General features: G+C 36.5%; 18 protein-coding genes. 5 read left to right on the top strand and 13 right to left on the bottom strand.

What is annotated here, in order from left to right:
* Positions 1–76 precede the first annotated feature (76 nt).
* Positions 77–1,759, top strand: a complete 1,683-nt coding sequence (locus tag IJE64_RS09805; protein ID WP_292785328.1) for a DUF128 domain-containing protein — start codon at positions 77–79, stop codon at positions 1,757–1,759.
* Here the strand turns inward: IJE64_RS09805 and IJE64_RS09800 are convergent, their stop codons facing one another.
* The 9 genes from IJE64_RS09800 to IJE64_RS09760 all read right to left on the bottom strand — a co-directional run bounded on the left by IJE64_RS09800 (position 1,760) and on the right by IJE64_RS09760 (position 8,849).
* A complete protein-coding gene (locus tag IJE64_RS09800; RefSeq protein ID WP_292785326.1) occupies positions 1,760–2,050 on the bottom strand; it encodes a DUF2097 domain-containing protein in 291 nt (96 codons plus the stop codon).
* Positions 2,051–2,171: 121 nt separating this feature from the next.
* Positions 2,172–2,462, bottom strand: coding sequence for a DUF2097 domain-containing protein (locus IJE64_RS09795; RefSeq protein WP_292785324.1), 291 nt, complete (start codon positions 2,460–2,462; stop codon positions 2,172–2,174).
* Between the two features lie 41 nt (positions 2,463–2,503).
* Positions 2,504–3,379, bottom strand: coding sequence for a formylmethanofuran dehydrogenase subunit C (locus tag IJE64_RS09790; protein ID WP_292785322.1), 876 nt, complete (start codon positions 3,377–3,379; stop codon positions 2,504–2,506).
* Positions 3,380–3,381: 2 nt separating this feature from the next.
* On the bottom strand, positions 3,382–5,100 hold the full coding sequence (locus IJE64_RS09785; protein WP_292785411.1) for a formylmethanofuran dehydrogenase subunit A: 1,719 nt from the start codon (positions 5,098–5,100) through the stop codon (positions 3,382–3,384).
* 7 nt (positions 5,101–5,107) lie between these two features.
* Positions 5,108–6,484 carry a formylmethanofuran dehydrogenase subunit B gene (locus tag IJE64_RS09780; protein ID WP_292785320.1) on the bottom strand — a complete coding sequence of 459 codons (1,377 nt, stop codon included), beginning with the start codon at positions 6,482–6,484 and terminating at the stop codon, positions 5,108–5,110.
* Entirely contained in the window at positions 6,474–7,043 is a 570-nt protein-coding gene (locus tag IJE64_RS09775) for a molybdopterin dinucleotide binding domain-containing protein (RefSeq protein WP_292607480.1), read from the bottom strand. Before IJE64_RS09775 ends, IJE64_RS09780 begins: the two co-directional genes overlap by 11 nt.
* A gap of 12 nt (positions 7,044–7,055) precedes the next feature.
* Positions 7,056–7,286: a ferredoxin family protein gene (locus IJE64_RS09770; RefSeq protein ID WP_292785318.1), complete on the bottom strand. Its 231-nt coding sequence runs from the start codon at positions 7,284–7,286 to the stop codon at positions 7,056–7,058.
* An 8-nt stretch (positions 7,287–7,294) separates the two neighbouring features.
* Entirely contained in the window at positions 7,295–8,386 is a 1,092-nt protein-coding gene (fwdF, locus tag IJE64_RS09765) for a tungsten-dependent formylmethanofuran dehydrogenase subunit FwdF (RefSeq protein WP_292785316.1), read from the bottom strand.
* A 1-nt stretch (position 8,387) separates the two neighbouring features.
* On the bottom strand, positions 8,388–8,849 hold the full coding sequence (locus IJE64_RS09760; RefSeq protein WP_292785314.1) for a 4Fe-4S binding protein: 462 nt from the start codon (positions 8,847–8,849) through the stop codon (positions 8,388–8,390).
* A 400-nt stretch (positions 8,850–9,249) separates the two neighbouring features.
* Here IJE64_RS09760 and mobB point away from each other — a divergent pair, with 400 nt between their 5' ends.
* The gene (gene mobB, locus IJE64_RS09755) at positions 9,250–10,287 is read left to right on the top strand and encodes a molybdopterin-guanine dinucleotide biosynthesis protein B (protein ID WP_292785312.1); all 1,038 of its coding nucleotides are present in this window, start codon (positions 9,250–9,252) and stop codon (positions 10,285–10,287) included.
* Between the two features lies 1 nt (position 10,288).
* Positions 10,289–11,218 (top strand): GTP 3',8-cyclase MoaA, encoded by a 930-nt coding sequence (moaA, locus tag IJE64_RS09750; RefSeq protein WP_292785310.1) that lies wholly within the window; start codon positions 10,289–10,291, stop codon positions 11,216–11,218.
* 86 nt (positions 11,219–11,304) lie between these two features.
* Here moaA and IJE64_RS09745 read toward each other — a convergent pair whose 3' ends face one another.
* The 3 genes from IJE64_RS09745 to IJE64_RS09735 all read right to left on the bottom strand — a co-directional run bounded on the left by IJE64_RS09745 (position 11,305) and on the right by IJE64_RS09735 (position 15,553).
* Positions 11,305–12,510, bottom strand: a complete 1,206-nt coding sequence (locus IJE64_RS09745) for a Coenzyme F420 hydrogenase/dehydrogenase, beta subunit C-terminal domain (protein WP_292785308.1) — start codon at positions 12,508–12,510, stop codon at positions 11,305–11,307.
* 17 nt (positions 12,511–12,527) lie between these two features.
* Positions 12,528–14,693, bottom strand: coding sequence for a formate dehydrogenase subunit alpha (fdhF, locus tag IJE64_RS09740; protein ID WP_394355597.1), 2,166 nt, complete (start codon positions 14,691–14,693; stop codon positions 12,528–12,530).
* An 80-nt stretch (positions 14,694–14,773) separates the two neighbouring features.
* A complete protein-coding gene (locus tag IJE64_RS09735; protein WP_292785306.1) occupies positions 14,774–15,553 on the bottom strand; it encodes a formate/nitrite transporter family protein in 780 nt (259 codons plus the stop codon).
* Positions 15,554–16,264: 711 nt separating this feature from the next.
* Between IJE64_RS09735 and fdhD the strand changes: the two genes are divergently transcribed.
* Positions 16,265–17,014, top strand: a complete 750-nt coding sequence (fdhD, locus tag IJE64_RS09730) for a formate dehydrogenase accessory sulfurtransferase FdhD (protein ID WP_292785303.1) — start codon at positions 16,265–16,267, stop codon at positions 17,012–17,014.
* 1 nt (position 17,015) lies between these two features.
* Here the strand turns inward: fdhD and hxlB are convergent, their stop codons facing one another.
* Positions 17,016–17,606 carry a 6-phospho-3-hexuloisomerase gene (hxlB, locus tag IJE64_RS09725; protein WP_292785299.1) on the bottom strand — a complete coding sequence of 197 codons (591 nt, stop codon included), beginning with the start codon at positions 17,604–17,606 and terminating at the stop codon, positions 17,016–17,018.
* A 68-nt stretch (positions 17,607–17,674) separates the two neighbouring features.
* Here hxlB and IJE64_RS09720 point away from each other — a divergent pair, with 68 nt between their 5' ends.
* Complete coding sequence (locus tag IJE64_RS09720) at positions 17,675–18,541, top strand: LysR family transcriptional regulator (protein WP_292785297.1); 867 nt, start codon at positions 17,675–17,677, stop codon at positions 18,539–18,541.
* Positions 18,542–18,668 lie beyond the last annotated feature (127 nt).

The following is an 18,668-nucleotide window of genomic DNA, read 5'->3' as shown; positions in this document are numbered from 1 at the left end:
ATCTAAATATTATTTTTTTTATTTTGAATTTAATGATAACCATTTATGATTAAATTTAAAATAGGGAGCTATTTTTATGTCAGAATCAGAACACCGAATGATAGAGATTTTAAGGATATTAAGTGCACAGGATAAACCAACCGGTTCTAAATTAATAGCTGATGAACTAAAAAACAAAGGATTTAATTTAGGAGAGCGTGCAGTAAGATATCATATGCAGATATTGGATGAAAAGGGATATACCGAGAGAATGGGATACTCCGGAAGGCAAATTACGGATTTGGGTCGTGAAAAATTAGAGAAAGGATTGATTTACGATCAGGTTGATTTTATCCATTCAAAATTTGAAGAAATGATTTATTTGGCAGACTTCGACTATATGGCACAAAGCGGAAATGTTGTTGTCAATAGGTCAATCATTTATAATGAAGAATCAATCAATATAATGAAAGAAATTATTGAAACCGGTCTTTCTGTTAGTCCTTATGTCAATTTAAATAAAGTTGGAAGCAAAGGTGAAATTGAAGTAACAACATTGTGTGGAACAACAATCGACGGGATACTTCTAAACGAAGGAATACCTACACAACTCAAATACGGCGGGCTCTTAAAAATTGAAGACAACCACCCAACCAAATTTACAGAATTAATATCCTACAAAAAGACATCCGTGACTCCCTTGGATGCCTTTTCAAACACCAATCAAACATCTGTTTTGGACGTGATTACCAAAGGAAGCGGAATCATACCTGCAAACTTCAGATTAATACCTGCAATAGGCAGGCAAAAAGCCGTCGACATAATCAACCAATTAAACAAGATTGGAATAGGCGGCATCATTAACATCTCAAATGAGGGCGAAAACACATTAGGAATACCAGTGCCTGAAGGAATGGTTGGAATATCCATTGTTGGAGGGATAACACCATTCTGCGCAATCAAAGAGCTTGGAGAGGAAATAGACATTAAGATAGCTGAAGAAATAACCGATTTTAAAACATTGTCTCCAATTACAAACGTGAACAAACCAACATTAAAACCTGTAAATCAAAAAATTCACCCGCACATCCCATTTTTACTTTCAAAATCATGGAATTTAATCCAACAAGTCAACTTTAATGTCGAAAAAAGAAAAGGGGACATCATAGCAAATGTATCATACATTAAAAAGGACGAGCTGGACAACGCAATAGCCATAATGGAAGAGACATACAATTCAAATCCAAAATACATTAATCCTTATTATAAGCTTGTTGACCATCCAACTGACGACAGCAAAGTAGGAATAGCCACAATCTGCAGCTTAAGCATTGATGGACTATTAATAAACAATGGAATCATGTCCAATCCGATTTATGGAGGATTGCTTGAGTTAACCGAACCTCCATTGTTCATTGATCTAATATCCTACAATGGAACAACAATTGATCCTCACAAAATATTCCTATCAAAGAACATGACCTCAATATCTTCAAATATCGGAACCAAAAAGATATTGGCCAGCTTTAAAGAGGTTCCGTATATTGCACGAGATTATGCAGTCTACTTACTTGAAATATTAAAAAATACAGGATTTTCAATCTATAAAATAGGAAAGCCTAGAGAAGTAACTTACAATGCAAAAGCAGATAATTATAATTTCGGTGTTGTTGCAGGAAGTGGACTTAACGCTATCGGTGCAATAAAAGAAAAAGGAATAGACATTGAAGTTAAAGCTATTGAAAAATTAATACCATTTGAAGAAATGGACAGATTGTAACTAGATTACAGTAACATCCACTTCTTCCCCATCTTTAGGATAATGGACGAATTCAATTATATCCTCTTCAAATTCATATATGTCAATCTCAACAGTAGAGCCTATATCGCTTTCATCAAGTGAAACCAGCAATCTAAAACCCGGTTCACCGAAATATTCGGAAAAATCAACATTCAAGACTTCCCCTTCTGCAAAAACCCTATTATAAGATATTTCAATCTTATCATGTATCTTTACATTTTCTTTTAGGTAGTTTATAGCATCTTTTGTGGTTAATTCTAATTCTTTCATGACAATCAACCTCACTATACCATATACTATAAGTCATCATATATAAATTTGTTTGTATATAATCGAACAAAAATAATTTTCAATGAAAATCGAATCAGACATGATAATTAAAAAAAAGAGATTATAAAATTTCAATGATGATTTCTTTATCATCAGTGATGTGGCGCATTTCTATTAAATCATCCTCAATCTCATTAAGATCGATTTCTATGGATTGGTTTAATATTTCACCAGTTAATTGCATTGCAACCCTAAGACCTTCGCCAGTTACTTCATCTTCTTCAGTGATTCCTAAAACTTCACCAGGAGCAAAAATACGATTATAGGATATTTCCAATATATCTCTAACCTTAACTTCATTTCTGACATATTCGACTGCTTCATCAAAGGTCATTTGAATTTCTTCTACCATAATATCGCCTACATTTTAAAAAAAAGAAAAAAGAGAAGGAATTATAAATTCCTGTATTCTCTGATTGAAGTATATTCGTCGTCTAATTCGCCGTAACTAGCTAATTTTTCTTTGTTAGTTTCAGCACCTAAGTAAAGATTACCTTTACCGTTAAGACCAATATCTCCAGTATATTTAATGTATTTACCTTCAAAAGTGATTCCATCAACTTCAGGGTCAACTACGATACCATCAAGCACAAATCCTTCGAGTAATCTTCCGAGGAATCCGTGAATAATAATGTTACCGTTTTTCATTTGACCACCAGGCCAACGGTTTACGTCACCATCGATTTCGATGATACCTTTGGTCATGTGAATACCGGCTAAGATATCACAGTTACCTTTAACGTGAATCTTTCCACCAGTTAAACATTCACCACATTGTTTACCAGCGTTACCGCCAACAACAATTTCTCCACCGGTCATACCTCTCCATTCACCAATGTAAGAAGCACCAGTGAATTCTTTGGTATTTCCTTCAATTTCAAGGTATCCTCCAGACATTTCTCTTCCTGCGTGAGCAGCTGCGTTACCTTTGACTAGGATGGATCCACCGGACATTTCTGCACCTACGTGTAAGTCTACACTACTGTTACAGACGATGTTTCCAGCACTCATTTTACAACCGATGTATTTAACTCTGTTTAAATCACCGTTAAGAATCATTTCAACTTCATCAGGTCCATTAGCTTCTCCTTCTACAGTGATTTCAAAGAAATCAGTGATTGGGAATCTGGAGTTTCCAATTGGAACTTGATATTTTGCGAAATCAGCTTCAGTCCATGAATAAATTTCATCAGGAATTAATTCATCGAATTCTAAAGCGATTGAAGAAGTTTTTATTTGATCAAATGTAATTGTTTTCAAACTAAACACCCCTATTTACCATCAACGTCTACTCTAATTGGGTTAGATACATAGTGGTCGTGTACTGGGTAGTTTTCCCATTTAACTGAGTAGTATTGAGTAAAGAATGGCATAATGTTGTCGATTACTTTTTGTTCGTTTTGTTCCCATCCTTTTACGTTAACCCAAATGTTTTGACTTTCTTTAACTTTAACAATTTCTTTATCTTTTACTAAGATTTGACCATCTTTAATAGTGTAATCAGCAACATTGAAACCTTCTTCAATTGCAGCAGCTTCTCTAGATGGGTCAATATCATTAGGATTTATGTCATATACAGCAATGTCTGCTCTGTATCCAGGAGTAAGTGCACCTCTGTCTGTGAATCCGTAGATTCTAGCAGGAGCAGCTCTGGAAATAGTTGCAATATCGTAGAAATCGTATTCTCTGTCGAGAGTTGCAAGAGTAGTTCTTTTTTCTGCCCATTTGTGTACTTCTCTGTTTTCAATCATTTCCATTCTTCTTTGGTTACTCATCAACCAGGAGATGATTCTAGGATATCTTGTGTATGGTCCTGCATTAGGGTGGTCAGTAGTTAAACATACTTGCCATGGGTTTTCAATTCCTAAGAACAATTCAAGACCAATAGCCCATTGTAATGTGTTAACAGGGTTTTTACCAGAGTAGATACATGGAATGATACCTGCTGCGGTTTCACATTCAATATCCTTGTTGGTCCATTTGAGACCGGACAATTTGAATAAGTCGTATTCCATAGGAGCGTCTGCAGTCATGGTAGTGGTTTCATCTAATGTAACTTGACCTACATCACAAGTAATGTGTTTATTCTTGTTAATGTAATCAGCAAGTTCAGGTGCAGCAGATCCAGCATCTTTCCAACTGTTACCAGTGTAAGAGTGGAATTGCAAGTGACAAACGTGCATAGTTTGGTCTCTGATTTCAGCTGCTTTGGAACCTTTTTTAACGTCTTTAACTGCATCCATGGTTTCTAAAGTTGTGGTGTAGTTACCAGGGTGTCCTAAGTCGTTAGGGTGAATGTGTATAGAGTGAGGTAAGTTTAACATTTCGTTAGCTTTTGCTAAAGCGATGATAACTTCTTTGGAAGTTACGTCAAAGTATGGTGCTTTATCATTTACACCGTGTACGTTCATACCCCATCCCCATGCTTCACTTCCACATGGGTTTACGATTTTGATTCCGTAACCTTTTGAGATTTTCAACCATGCAGCTACGAATGCTGCGATGTCTTCAATATTATTCTCTTTTGCATATTCCATTACAAACCAGTTGTTACCGAATAATGGCATTGCTGGAATATCAATCATTGGAATAGTTGCAATTTCTTCGTGAGTGTGTTTTGCTTCAAGAGGAGGCATAGCTGCTTCTACAACAGTACCGTAACCTAATCTTGAGTATCTGTAACCGGTTGCAGGACAACTTGGAATGGAGAATCCAGATTCTGATCTAATTACTTTAGTTTTTTGAGTAACACCTCTTCTGGAATCTTCAGGCCTGTATAATCTTCCTACTACTAATTTAGGACCTGCAACGTGTGCGTGAGGGTCAATACCTGCTGGCATGACTATTTTATCGGTAACGTCTAAGACTTTAGCATCTGCAGAAACATTATCTACAATAATACCATCTTTGAACATAACGTCCATCTTTTCCCCGTTAACTTCATTAGCAGGGTCGTAGACAATACCATTTTTAAGAATATATTCCATTATATCACCTTTAGAGTGCGTTTGGATTTGGCACATATTTTGGAGCTACGTTTGGCTCTTCTCTGAGTTTCATTACTCTTTCTTTCAATTCACGGACAATCCATTCGTCGTCACGACAGGTTTCTGGTTTGTCGATAGCTTTCTTCATGTAGATAGGAACTCCATCCATACGATAACTGGTACCGGCACATTCTACAGCAATGAATGAACCAGGCAATACTACATCAGCCAATTCGGTTGATGGACCCCAGTGAATATCGATTTGAATAACAGGAATGTTAGCTAAATGTTGGTTTGCTCCATTAGGGAAGTGAGCACCTGGGTCAGCTGCAATAACCATGAAACAGTCTGGTTCTTTTCTTACTAATAAATCGATAGTGTTGGTTTCACCCATCATATATCTTGGGTAACCTCTACAGTAGTCAACACCGAAAGCAAATCCACATTCGAATGCCATGAAAATGTTGAAACCGTTTACGTTGAAGTGACCTCTCATTGGAGTGAGACCCCATTTGGAGAATCTGTTTAAGTCTTGTACCATCTTAATTGCAATATCAATGTTTCTTTGTTTTGATAAAGTGTGGGTTAAACCTAAACCGAAGAAGAGAACACCAAATTCAGCGTTTTTCATTTCTTCTGCTAATTCGTAAATATCTTCTTTAGGAATTCCAGAAATTACATCTTGATATAATTCTTTTCCTCTGAGTACAGCTCTAATAGCGTTGTAGAAACCGTAGTCTCCGTTTTGTTCAAATCCAATCCATTTGTCAGAACATTTTGCAGTATCTGAGAATTTTGGATCCATGGTAATAACAGTTCTGTCAAATCTTCCTCTTTGTCTGAAGTATCCACGACAGAATACAGCATATCTTGCCATGTGTCTTGGGTGAGAGTTCATAGCGTTACTTCCAGAGTAAGCAATAACGTCTGCTCTGTTTTGAACTTCACCTAAAGTTTGAATAGGGTAACCTGCATTTTGTACAGCTTGCAAGGAAGGACCGTGACAGATAGTAGCTTGGTTATCTAATACAGCACCGATGTATTCACCTAATGCTACTCCTTCTTTCATACATTCAGTAGAAGTTTCAGACCATCCGTAGAATACTGGTCTGATGGAGTTAGCAATGTATTCGGCAGCTTTGTCTAAAGCAGTATCCCAATCTACTTCCTTAAGTTCTCCGTTTTCATCCCTAATCATTGGAACAAGTAATCTTTGGTCCATATCTTCCATAATTTTACTTGCCCCTAACCTGCATGCGTGTCTTACAGCAACAACATGATTATCTTTTACCAAGTAATCTAAGTCATCACAGTTACAACCACAGAATGCACAGGTACAATTTTCAACAATGTAATCATAATCAGTTACAGGTGGTTCATAAGTCATGGTCAATCAACTCCTCCCATTTACGTCCGTGATAAACAGGCAATTCACCTAAAGAATCCATGTTTTCAACAACATCGTCATCTTCTTCATCAACATATTTTTTGTATACCCATCTCATTAAGTCTGCCATGAGTAATACTTTTCTATCAGTTTTTTCTACAGTACAACGAATACCTTTGTAAGTAGGGTCGGAACAACAGTAAGTGTCGTGGCTTACAATAGTGTTAGCCCAAGGACCTTTACAAATGAATACGGTACCTTCGTGAGGTGCATCTCTTGAAACTGCACAGTTTACTACTACTTCACCGAAATCGGTTTTTACAAGTACAGTATCCCAGTTGTTTACACCTAATTTTGCCATGTCTCTAGGATCCATGTAGCAAGTACCAGAAGCGTTTTTGTATTCTTCTTTTAAGGTGGATCCTCTTTTTTTACAAGCACCTTGGTAGATGTCAGAACCGGTGTTTAACATACATTTTAAAACATCGGTAGTTCCTTCACCAGTAATTTTTACATCAGGCACTACAGGTTTTTCTAAATAAGTATTAGCATAATGCATATAATAATCCCCCTATTCTAACCATATAGCATTTACTGGGCAAAACATTTGACATGTTCCACACAATTCACATTTTTCAGGACTGAAAAGTTTAATAAATCCGTTTTCTACCATCATAATAACTTCTTCAGTCTTTGCACCAGCACCACCAGCATTTTCAGGACTGATAGCTGCATTAACAGGACAAGCAATTACACAAATCCCGCATCCTAAACAATTATCTTGATTAACTTTAAGTTCCATATAATCACCTAGTCTTTAATAGCATCTAAAGCTTCTTTCCAAGTAGTTGAGTTTATAGGAGTGTGATCAATTTCAGTTCTTTTAACTGTAATAGCATCGTTAGGACATGCGTTAGCACATGCTTTACATTTAATACAGTAATCCGGATTAGCAACAATATAATCTAATCTAGAACCAGGACCGGTTGATACAGGGAATGCTAAAGCATTACAACTACAAATATCTACACAAGCACCACAAGCTTGACATTTGTCTTGATCTACTTCAATAGTTCCTTCAAATGGTTTTTTGTGTTTAGCTGCATCGGTAGGACATACTCCTTCACACCATCCGCAGTATACACATGCATCTGGGTCGATTACAGAGTTACCTGTAACAACAGCTTTTGCAGGATCTAAATCGTATTCTCCGTAAGAACAAGCTCTACAAAGTGCTTTAATAGCATTAGTAGGACAAGATTTTTTACATACTAAACAGTATACACATTTATCTTTGTCAATAACAATAGATTCTTTTCCAGTTTCACTATCAACAACTATAGCTTCTGCAGGACATAATTCTTGACATACGCCACAGTAAATACAGTCGTCTTCATTTACTTCAATTTCACCAGTTACTAAGTCTGCACGATTTGGCAATATTCTTTCAATGACGATTGCATCACGAGGACATGCAATTTCACATCTCTTACAGTAGATACATTCATCGTCATCAATTTCTGAGAATGCATTGTAATGAGGATATGCTTCAATTTCTTTGATAGGGACATCATTAATAGTTAATACTAATGCGTCTACAGGGCATAATCCACTACACATACCACATAATACACATTTGCTTTCATCTATGCTTATCCTTTGGATGTCAGGGTCTTCTTTGATATTTTGACCAATCTTGTCATGTCCACTGAAGTAAGTTTCGAAACCTACACGAGAGTCAATAGCAATTGCATTTAATGTAATTGCTTCAACAGGACAAGTGGATTCGCAAATCCCACATCCAAGACAAACATGATCATTGAAAGACAAATTTCTTACTTCCTCCGCTGACCTTGTAATGTCAAAGTTGTTGTCTTTAACTTCTTTTAAATTTCTAATCATATTAAATCTCCAAAATGTTTATAGAATTAGTTGGGCACTCATCTTCACAAAGCTGACAACCGCAACAGTGTATGGAGTCTGCATGCGCCGTTAATGATTCTAATTTAATAGCTTTCATCGAACATGCATTTACACATAATCCGCAACCAATACAAGAATCTTTTATAGTTACTTCGAAATCTCTTTCTCGGCAAATATTCACAATTTTACGACTCTGTTCTGGTTCATCCAAAATAGCTTCAGCCATTTTCAGAAAATCCCTGGGGGAAAGCTCCGTTATAGTTCTTGCAACATCAATTGAGTTCCAAGACAAATTGCTGCCATTCAGATAATGTGAAATGGTAGACCTGTCAACACCCAACTCGTTTGCAATCGCTTGGTGACTTTCACCGGCATCCTTCAACTTGACTGCCGCCAAATATTTCAAACCAGATGCAATATGTTTTGGCATTTGAACCACCATGTGTAATGATTACACATATGTTTACTTATATAAATATATTTGCCTAATAGAATTAAGACACAAGCTTTATATACTACTGTGTAGAAACTACACTAAATTTTTTTGAAAAAATAATGAAAGATGTATAAATAAGCAATGAAAGATCTATGTTCATCAATATTATCAAAAAGCAATTTTATGGAGGATATAGTTATTATAAACGTTAAAATTCGATAGTTAAATGTAGTTATATCGGTTATTTTTAGCAAAAATGTAATAAAAATCATTGGGGAAAATAATAAAAAACTAAAAAAATCGCAAAATTTTAAGGCAAGACAAAAAAATGTGTAGTAACTACACATCACATAAAAAATAGTATTATTAATGTTGAAAAACTAATATTAAAATAGGGGATTATAAAATGAAAATCGCATCTATTGTGGGAAAGAAAAATACGGGAAAAACTTCACTGACCGTAAAGGTAATCAGTGAACTGACAAAAAGAGGCTATAATGTTGCTTCCATCAAACATTCACACCATTCAATAGAGATGGACAAGGAGAATACCGATACCTGGAAGCACAAACAGGCAGGCGCAAATCTGGTTGTGGGTGTAGGATCAACCACTTTTTTTAATGCAAGAAAAGAGCATGACCTAAACAGAATATTATATCTGCTAAAACACTTCGATAACTTCGATTTTGTCATAATTGAAGGATACAAAAGCTATAACTATCCAAAAATCATCACATCCCCTGACGTTAGAGACGAATACACAATTGCCGAGGTAGATTCATTCACAATAGATGATGAAGGAGTCAGCGAACTTGCGGATTTAATCGAAAAAAGAGGGCATGACATAGTGGATACCCTATTTGCCAATAACTGCGGCTTTAACAATGGCGAGGCAATAGCCAGAGAAATTCGTGATGGAAATTTGACCGTGAATGAGTTGGATGATGTCCACAGCTATCTTTCCATTGACGGGCACGTAGTGGGACTGAACAGATTCGTGAGCGATTTTTTAAAGCAAAGCGTGCTGGGTGTGGTTAATGTACTGAACCTGGATGAATATGATGTTGAAAAGGTTGAAAAAATCGAATTGTTGATTCTTGACAACAAAACACCTATAGACAACGCTTATTCAAAATGCGGCATTAAGATTAACGGCAAGCCTCTAGAAATAAATCGGTTTACAGGAAAAATTGTTTCCAACTCCATAAAGGCAATGATAAAATCCATAAAAACTGAAGATAATGTTAACTTAATAAATATCACAATTTCAGACATCGAAAACGATGAATTGGTCGATTCTGAAATTGCCCTCAAGACAAACGGTCATGATGTTGGTTTAAATGAATTCACATCAGGAATCCTAAAGGAAACCATCTATGCGGTCATAAATTCACTGCATACAGATGAGGAAATTGAGAAAATCGAAATAACGGTGGAAGATTAACATGGCGGATGAATTCATCAAGGACAATTATCAAAGACCAATCATTTCACTGAGAATCACAATCACAAACAGGTGCAATGTGAACTGCGTATATTGCCATCATGATGGAATGGTTTCCTCAAAGCAGGAAATGACTGCTGACGAACTGTATACAATCTGTAAAATTGCCAAAAATATTGGTGTTAAAAAAATAAGAATTTCAGGTGGAGAACCATTAATCAGAAAGGATATCGTTGAGATTGTTGAAAAGGTAGCTAGCCTTGACTTTAAAGACATATCCATGACAACAAATGGAACCTACCTTGAAAAATACGCCCAAGGCCTAAAGGATGCGGGCCTGGACAGGGTGAATGTCAGCCTTGATACATTGAACCCTGAAACTTATGAGTTCATCACCAAAAAGGATTATCTTGAATCTGCAAAGGCAGGAATCCTAAAGGCTGTTGAAGTCGGCCTATATCCCGTTAAAATCAATATGGTAATCATGAAGGACATCAATCAGAATGAAGTGAAGGATATGTTCAAATTCTGTAAGGAGAACAATATTGTGCTTCAATTGATTGAGCTGATTGAAAGTGAAAACTGCGATGATGACAAATTCAGTGCTGACTATCACTATAAGCTTGACATGATTGAAGAAAGGCTGTCTGATATGGCTGATGAGGTGCATGAACGTAAGTTTATGCAGGGCCGTAAAAAATATTACATAGACGGTGGAGAAATCGAGGTAGTCAAGCCTGTTGACAACTCTACATTTTGTGCAAATTGCTCCAGATTAAGGATAACACCTGACGGTAAAATCAAACCATGCCTGCTTAGAAACGACAATCTTGTCGAATTGATTTCTCATGTCAGAAATGGCGAAAGTGATGAAGAATTAGAGAAAATATTTCTGGACGGCATCAATAACAGAGAACCATTTAACAAATGATTCCTATATTTTTTGACAATTAATATAACATTGTTAATTTTTCAATTCAAAAAAAAGAAAAGGTATATAATAGGGAAAAATCCCAATTATAACCATTTTGCTTTGGATACGTGATCAGTGAATGGAAGTGGATCTTCACTACCCATACCTGGGATGTATCCATAGGTTTCTCTTACTTTGTTGTTTACGGTACTCCATACTTTAGCAACAGGGATTTCACATGGACATACTTCAGAACATTGACCGCAGTTGGTACATGCGTCAACCATGTGTACTAAACGTGTTAAGTGGAAGAATGGAGCTGCAGGAGTGTATCCGCCAGGTACCCATTCAGGACCTTCAGCTTCAAGACAGCAGTCTTCACAGAAACATAATGGACATGCTTCACGACAACCGTAACATTTCATACATTTAGAGAATTCATCTTCGTATTGGTAGAATACGTCAATAATGTCTCCAGTAGTTCCAGCGTAATCAACATCCTTTTTAGCTTGAGATTCTTTAAGCATGAAGTTGTTGATGTTTTCTCTGATTTTGATACCTTTTTCGATAGGTTCTTCGGTTGCAATTAAACCAGCTTCAATGACTTTGTCTAATATTTCTGCACCTTTATCGGAGAACACTTCAACAAAAGTAGCTTTTCCAGCTAAAGGACCAATTACTCCCCAGTTACCTAATGCTAAGTCAGCATTGGAAGGGATTTTAAGGTTACATCTTTGACAGTTTTCTCTTCTACCCATGCCTTGTTCTTCTAATTCATCGATTTTGAAACCTTTTTCACCATCAGCTGTTTCCATGATGAGTTTTCCTTTTGAGATTTCTTCTTTGATAACGTCCTTAGGATCTAATTCGTATACATCTCTAATCATGTTCATGGTAGGAACAGGTGACATAGTTCCTCCACAGTTTACCCCAATCATAATTACGTTATCTTCGATGATTTTACCTTTTTTCATTAATTCACGAATGGTCATTGCATCACAAGGTTTACATGCAACAGCGAGTTTCATGTATCTTGCACCATCTAAGTATTTAGATACAAATTTAGCAATGTTTAAAGTACCGCAGTGAATGGAACCGGCTGTTTTAATAACATCAGCAGGGTCAGTTACGAGAGTTGGTACACCATCATAAATATCGTGACCTTCGGTTACACCGACAACACCGTCAACGATACCTTCTTCTAATAAGTATTTCATGATAGTAGTTACTACTCCACCGTACTCTCCTTTTTGTTTGATATCTTCGATAGCAGAGTATGCGTAGTACATATCGTTAATTTTTGCGCTCATTTAAATCTACTCCTCAATTATTTTCCTACTTGTACGGTAGTAGTTGACATGTTTTCAGCTTTAATTTCAGTGTCAGTACCATCTTTGTAGACTTCTCCTTTCATTTCTAATACTTCTGGGAGTTTTTCTACTTCAATAGCACAAGCTTTCAATTCAACCATTTTGGATTTAGGGTCGAAAGAATCGGAGTTAGTTAATACGTTAGCTGCACATTCTACAAAGTGCATTGGAATGTTAACAATACCTTCTCTGATGTCATCAGTTACACGTGCAGGAATTGCGATTTCTCCTCTTCTAGAGAATGCTCTTACTACTTCACCGTTAATAATTCCTCTTGCTTCAGCATCTTTGGTGTTGATTTCGATGAATCCTGTTTTTACCTCATTGTTTAAGGTTTCACATCTTCTAGTCATTGCTGCGTGGTAGTGGAACAATATCCTAGTAGTTGTTAATAATAATGGGTATTCATCATCTACGGTTTCAACAGGTCCTTTGTGTTCTAATGCTTGGAAGATTCCTAAACCATCAGGGTGTGCGAATTTTTCTTTGTGCATCAATGGTTGACATGGGTCGTCTTCGGAAGGACAAGGCCAGTGAAGTGCTTCTGGAGTGTCTAATCTTTTACGGTCCATACCTGCCATGATAGGTGCACATTCTCTGATTTCTTCAAAGATGTCTTCAGCGGATTCGTAGTGGAATAATGGTCTTGGTACGCCCATTCTGACTGCGATTTCTTCCATGATCTTCCAGTCTAACCATGCGCCTTCAGGAGGTTCTTGAGCTTTGTGTAAGCATTGTACTCTTCTTTCACCACTGGTGAAGGTACCTTCTTGTTCACCCCAACCTGCTGCAGGTAAAACAACATCAGCACATTGTGCAGTATCGGTTAAGAAACATTCTTGTACGACTAACATTTCTAAGTTTTCAAGAGCTTCTTTTGTGTGTTGTACATCTGCGTCAGAGAGAACTGGGTCTTCCCCGTGGATGTATAATACTTTTAAGTCACCAGCGTGAGCAGCGTTCATCATTTCAACTAAGGTTAAACCAGGAGTGGTTGGTAAGTTTACTTCGTAACCTTCGCCACTGTAGTAGTCGTTGAACCATGCTGTGGTTTCTGGGTCTTTAACTTTTCTGTAACCTACGTAATCGGAAGGCAATGCACCCATATCACAAGCACCTTGTACGTTGTTTTGTCCTCTTAATGGGTTTACACCAGTACCTTGTTTACCAATGTTACCTGTTAACATTGCGAGGTTTGCAGTGGACATTACGTTGTCAGCACCGTGGGAGTGTTCTGTAATACCTAAGGAGTATACGATAGCTGCTTTGTCAGCAGATGCGTATTCAATAGCTAAGTGTTCGATTACTTCAGGTTTGATTCCGGTAATTTCAGAAGCCATGTCTAATGTGTATTTTTGAACGGTTTCTTTCATTTCTTCGTAACCTTTGGTTCTGTTTGCGATGAATTCATCATCTTGTAAGTCGTTGTCGATGATGACTTTAATCATTGCGTTCATTAAAGCTACGTCAGTACCGGTTTCGAATTGTACATATTCGTCTGCGATTTTTGCAGTAGGAGTGAATCTTGGGTCTAATACAACTAATTTAGCACCGTTTTGTTTAGCTTGAATCATTTTACGTCCAAACAATGGGTGTGCTTCCATGTTGTTTGATCCAATACAGAATATGTAGTCAGCTTCTTTGATACTGTCGAATCCGTTGGTCATAGCACCTGATCCGAAAGTGTTAGCTAAACCTGCTACGGTAGGACCGTGACAGATACGTGCACAGTGGTCTACGTTTTGAGTACCACAAGCTACTCTAGCTAATTTTTGAGTAATGTAAATATTTTCGTTAGGTGAACGAGCACATGCATAGAATCCGACTTTGTTTGGGTCTTCATCTGATACTTCTTTGAGCTTGTTAGCAACAAGGTCTAATGCTTCATCCCAAGAAGCTTCTCTAAATTCACCGTTTTCTTTTATTAAAGGAGTAGTTAATCTGTCTTCCCTATTAATAAATTGATATCCAAAGTTACCTTTTGGACATACTTTACCCTCGTTTACAGGGTGTCTTTTTAAAGGTTCTACACCAACAATTTTTCCGTCTTTGACAACGAAGTTGAGTCCACAACCTGTACCACAGTATGGACAAATAGTTGGTACATATTTTATCTCAACCATTTTATAATCTCCAAAATTATTATATATAAAATATTAAAAAAGAAGCTTTTGAAAGCTTCTTTAAATTTTTGTCTACTAGCTTATTCTTTGAGGTAAGTGTACCAATAGATACAAGCCACAAAGACCGCTCCACCAATAATGTTACCAATAGTAACAGGAATTAAGTTTGCAGTAATGATATAATACCAGCTTATTTTAGCACCGCAGAATAAACCTAATGGTATAAAGAACATGTTTGCTACACTGTGCTCAAATCCAATACATACAAACGCCATGATTGGGAACCAAATACCCAGGATTTTACCAGCGATATCGTCAGATGCATTAGCTAACCATACAGCTAAACATACAAGCCAGTTACAACCAATACCTTTAATAATGGCAGTGGTCCAAGTCATACCTACAACCTTACCGGTCGCAACGGCAACAGCTTTTGTGGTGAAAGGATCTTTAGCTACAATTCCACCCATGTAAGCGAGTACGTAAGCAACGAATAATGCACCTACAAAGTTGAATATCCAACTTACTACCCAATTTTTAGCAAGGCCACCAACAGATGCTTTGCCATCTAATACACCTAGAGTCATGAACATGACATTTCCGGTGAATAATTCAGATCCGGCAAGCACTACAATAATCAAACCTACAGGGAACACTGCACCAAAAATGAATTTTGATAATCCAACAGGTTCGTTAAATCCTGCACTTGCAACAATAGCTAATAAACCACCAAATGCAATGTATGCACCTGCTAAAAAGGAAAGCAAGATTACATTGGTCATTTTAGCTGAATTTTTTGCTCCAGCAGTATTTGCAATTGCTTTTGCAGTATCTACTGGACTTTTAAATGATGAACTCATTTTATCAACCTCTCATTTCCATTTTTAATTAATTTTTATAATACTGTGAAATTGACTGTATAAACAGCAATGAGTATTATGATTTTTATATATATCTTTTATATATAAAAAGGATTTATTATCAAAGTCTAAAAGAAATATTTAAATAGGAGAATGGAGTTATATAATACTGTAACGATTAATCATTATAAATTATTGCTCATATCGAAAAACCCAACTATTTTTTAAAATAAAGAATTAAAAACACATTTTTTAATGAAATTCCCTATTATTTGCAATTTTATAGTTAATAAATAAATATAACGGCCAATTATATGATATATTATCTATTTAATAAATTTTAAAAAATACGAATTAAAGTATATTACATATCATATATTTATATACCAGAACTTCGTTTTTATTAATAAAAACAATATAAATAATAAAAGAATAAACCAAAAAAAATCACTGCGATGATTCGATATTACACTAAAATTAACATCGAATGAAAACGCTAACACATCCCCCATCAACATTGATTTGGAAATTGTTAGATTAACATGAAACAATTAGACTTCATAAAAACAAATAACCGCTACCAAATGGAATGCAAACCTACTGAGTATACAATCATTCTGTTATCATTTCCGTAGCGAAAGACAAAACAATTTTACGTTTAATAATATTAATATAATAATAAATGTTATATATTATTAATAAGTGAGAGACATGAAAGTCGAAGAAATTGATGCAATAAACTTCAAAAATAACAGGGCAGAAAACGTCAAGGAAAAAGTCGTCCTTGATGAAACTATCACATTGACAATCAACAATGAAATTAGCCGCAGCCTGTCTGCAATTGAAGATTCACTCAAAGAATTTGCTGTGGGATACCTCTTCAACGAGAACATGGTGAAATCAATGGATGACATAAAAGAAATCGAAATTGAAGGAACCCAAATAAGCGCTGAAATTGATGACACTCTTTTAAAAACAAACGAAACCGTCTTATGCTCCGATTCTGCGGGAGGATGGAGAAGCAAGATAAAACAAGTCAATCCTGTTGAAAGTGATTTTCAGGTTCATGTCAGTGAACTGATCAATCGAATTGAAGAGCTAAAGGACAATGCAGAAATTTGGCAGGCCACCGGAGGAACACATGTGGCCGGAATCGTTTACAATAATCAGTTCATAGTAAAAGAAGATGTCAGCCGCCATGTCGCTGTCGATAAAGTGATCGGATACGGGTTGCTGCATGATTTTGATTTGTCAAACTCCTATGTAATATACAGCGGCAGGATGCCTGCAGATATGGTGATAAAGATGACAAGAGCAGGCGTGCCGATTTTAGCATCAAACGCAGCTCCCGCTAATTCAGGATACAATATTGCAAAAAAAGGAAACATTACATTGGTTGGATTCCTAAGAGGCCAACGCTGCAATGTATACAATAACCAAAATAGAGTGATTTTTGACTAGATTACTCCAGGACTGTGTGCCTGGATTTCAAATCGCTTTCAGTCTGTTCCATTTTCTCCATTAACTCAGATACGATAGCATCCAAGAACACCAATGTGGTCAGCTCAAAAGCTGTTCCAAGAGGGGTTAATGAAGTGTAGTTACCGTGAATTTGACGTTTCATATAGTTTTCATCATCAACTTCCTGATTGGTCCTACCTTTTACAAGAAGATAGTTATCCGCCAATTGTCCAAGGGTTGATTCTGGGTAAGAAGTAACAGCCAATACTTTAGAACCTCTAGCCTTAGCTATTTTTGCAGCAGAAACTATGGTGTTGGTTTCTCCAGAACCTGAAATGGCGATTATGCAATCATCTTCATAAATTGCCGGAGATATTGTCTCTCCCACAACATAAGCGCTCAATCCCAAATGCATTAATCTCATGGCAAATGCCTTTGCAGCAAGACCGGATCTCCCCGCACCGGTAACAAAAACATTATTGGCATCCATTATTATATTTTCAAATTCATCAATAGCTTCTTCATCCAAAAATTCTTCAGCACTTACAATATTCTCCAATATGGCTTCAATAGAGGTTTTCATTATTTCCATTTTATCTTATTCCCAAAATATTTAAAACAATATGATTTATATTATGATTAAATCTTTATATATAATTAATGAAATTGCAAAGCAAAGGACTCATCAGCCTGGACATAAATGGTAACATTTATGATTACAAATTATACCAAAGTCTAGATTCGCTGTCAAGAACAAAATCACAAAGAAAATCAGCTAAAGAGCTGAATATCTCACATACTGTTTTTAATAGGAGACTGCTTAGGGCTGAAGACAAATTGGGTTTTAAAATTACACAAAAGGCAGGCAATGGAACAATACTTACACGTGAAGGTCTGCAGCTGCTTGAGGAATTTCAAAAATATCTGATAAAAATCGAAAGAACCTCCAACATCAACATTGCCGGAGGGCATATAAGTTCCGGACTTTTGGAGACCATCAAACACCCATTCAATACTAATGTCTACAGCAGCAGCGACAGGGACGCATTCGAACTGGCCAAAAGAGGTGCAGTGGATATCCTGACCCTGGATGATCCGCTGATAGCCTATGAGCGTGACATCGACTTTACCCCTATTGCCTATGATTATCTGGTTTTGATTTCATCACCCAACTCAAAAGAGATACGGAACATCAATGACCTGAATAATCTGGACTTTGTGAATGTTACCGGAACCGCTCAGAGGCTTGCATGGAGCACCCTAAAGCAATACGGCATTGATTACAACATAAAATATAAGGTAAGTTCCCAGTTTGATGCCTTCAAACTGGTTAGAAACTCCGAAAACCTGAACTGCTTTTTAAATGCCAGCTATTTCAAGGGAAATGAGGTCTTGAAATTTGATACCCGCCATGTAATCAGCTTGATTAAAGTCAGCGAAGACAAGCCGGAAGTGGATGAGTTCATTGACTACCTTTTAGCTGAAGGCCAGGAAGAAATAAAAAATCAGGGCTTCGAACCCATCTAGGATATTACTTTTCAAATGCTCTCGGCAAAAGTGAATATTATTATAAATTACATAATGTTCTTACACCTGTGTGAAACTTCACATTGCTGTCAATGTGCATTTTCAAAACATTAAATAACTATGAAAA

This window comes from Methanobrevibacter sp. (assembly GCF_017409525.1).
Lineage (GTDB): Archaea > Methanobacteriota > Methanobacteria > Methanobacteriales > Methanobacteriaceae > Methanocatella.
The sequence above is the reverse complement of the archived record's forward strand: the minus strand, read 5'-3'. Positions and strand labels throughout refer to the sequence as shown.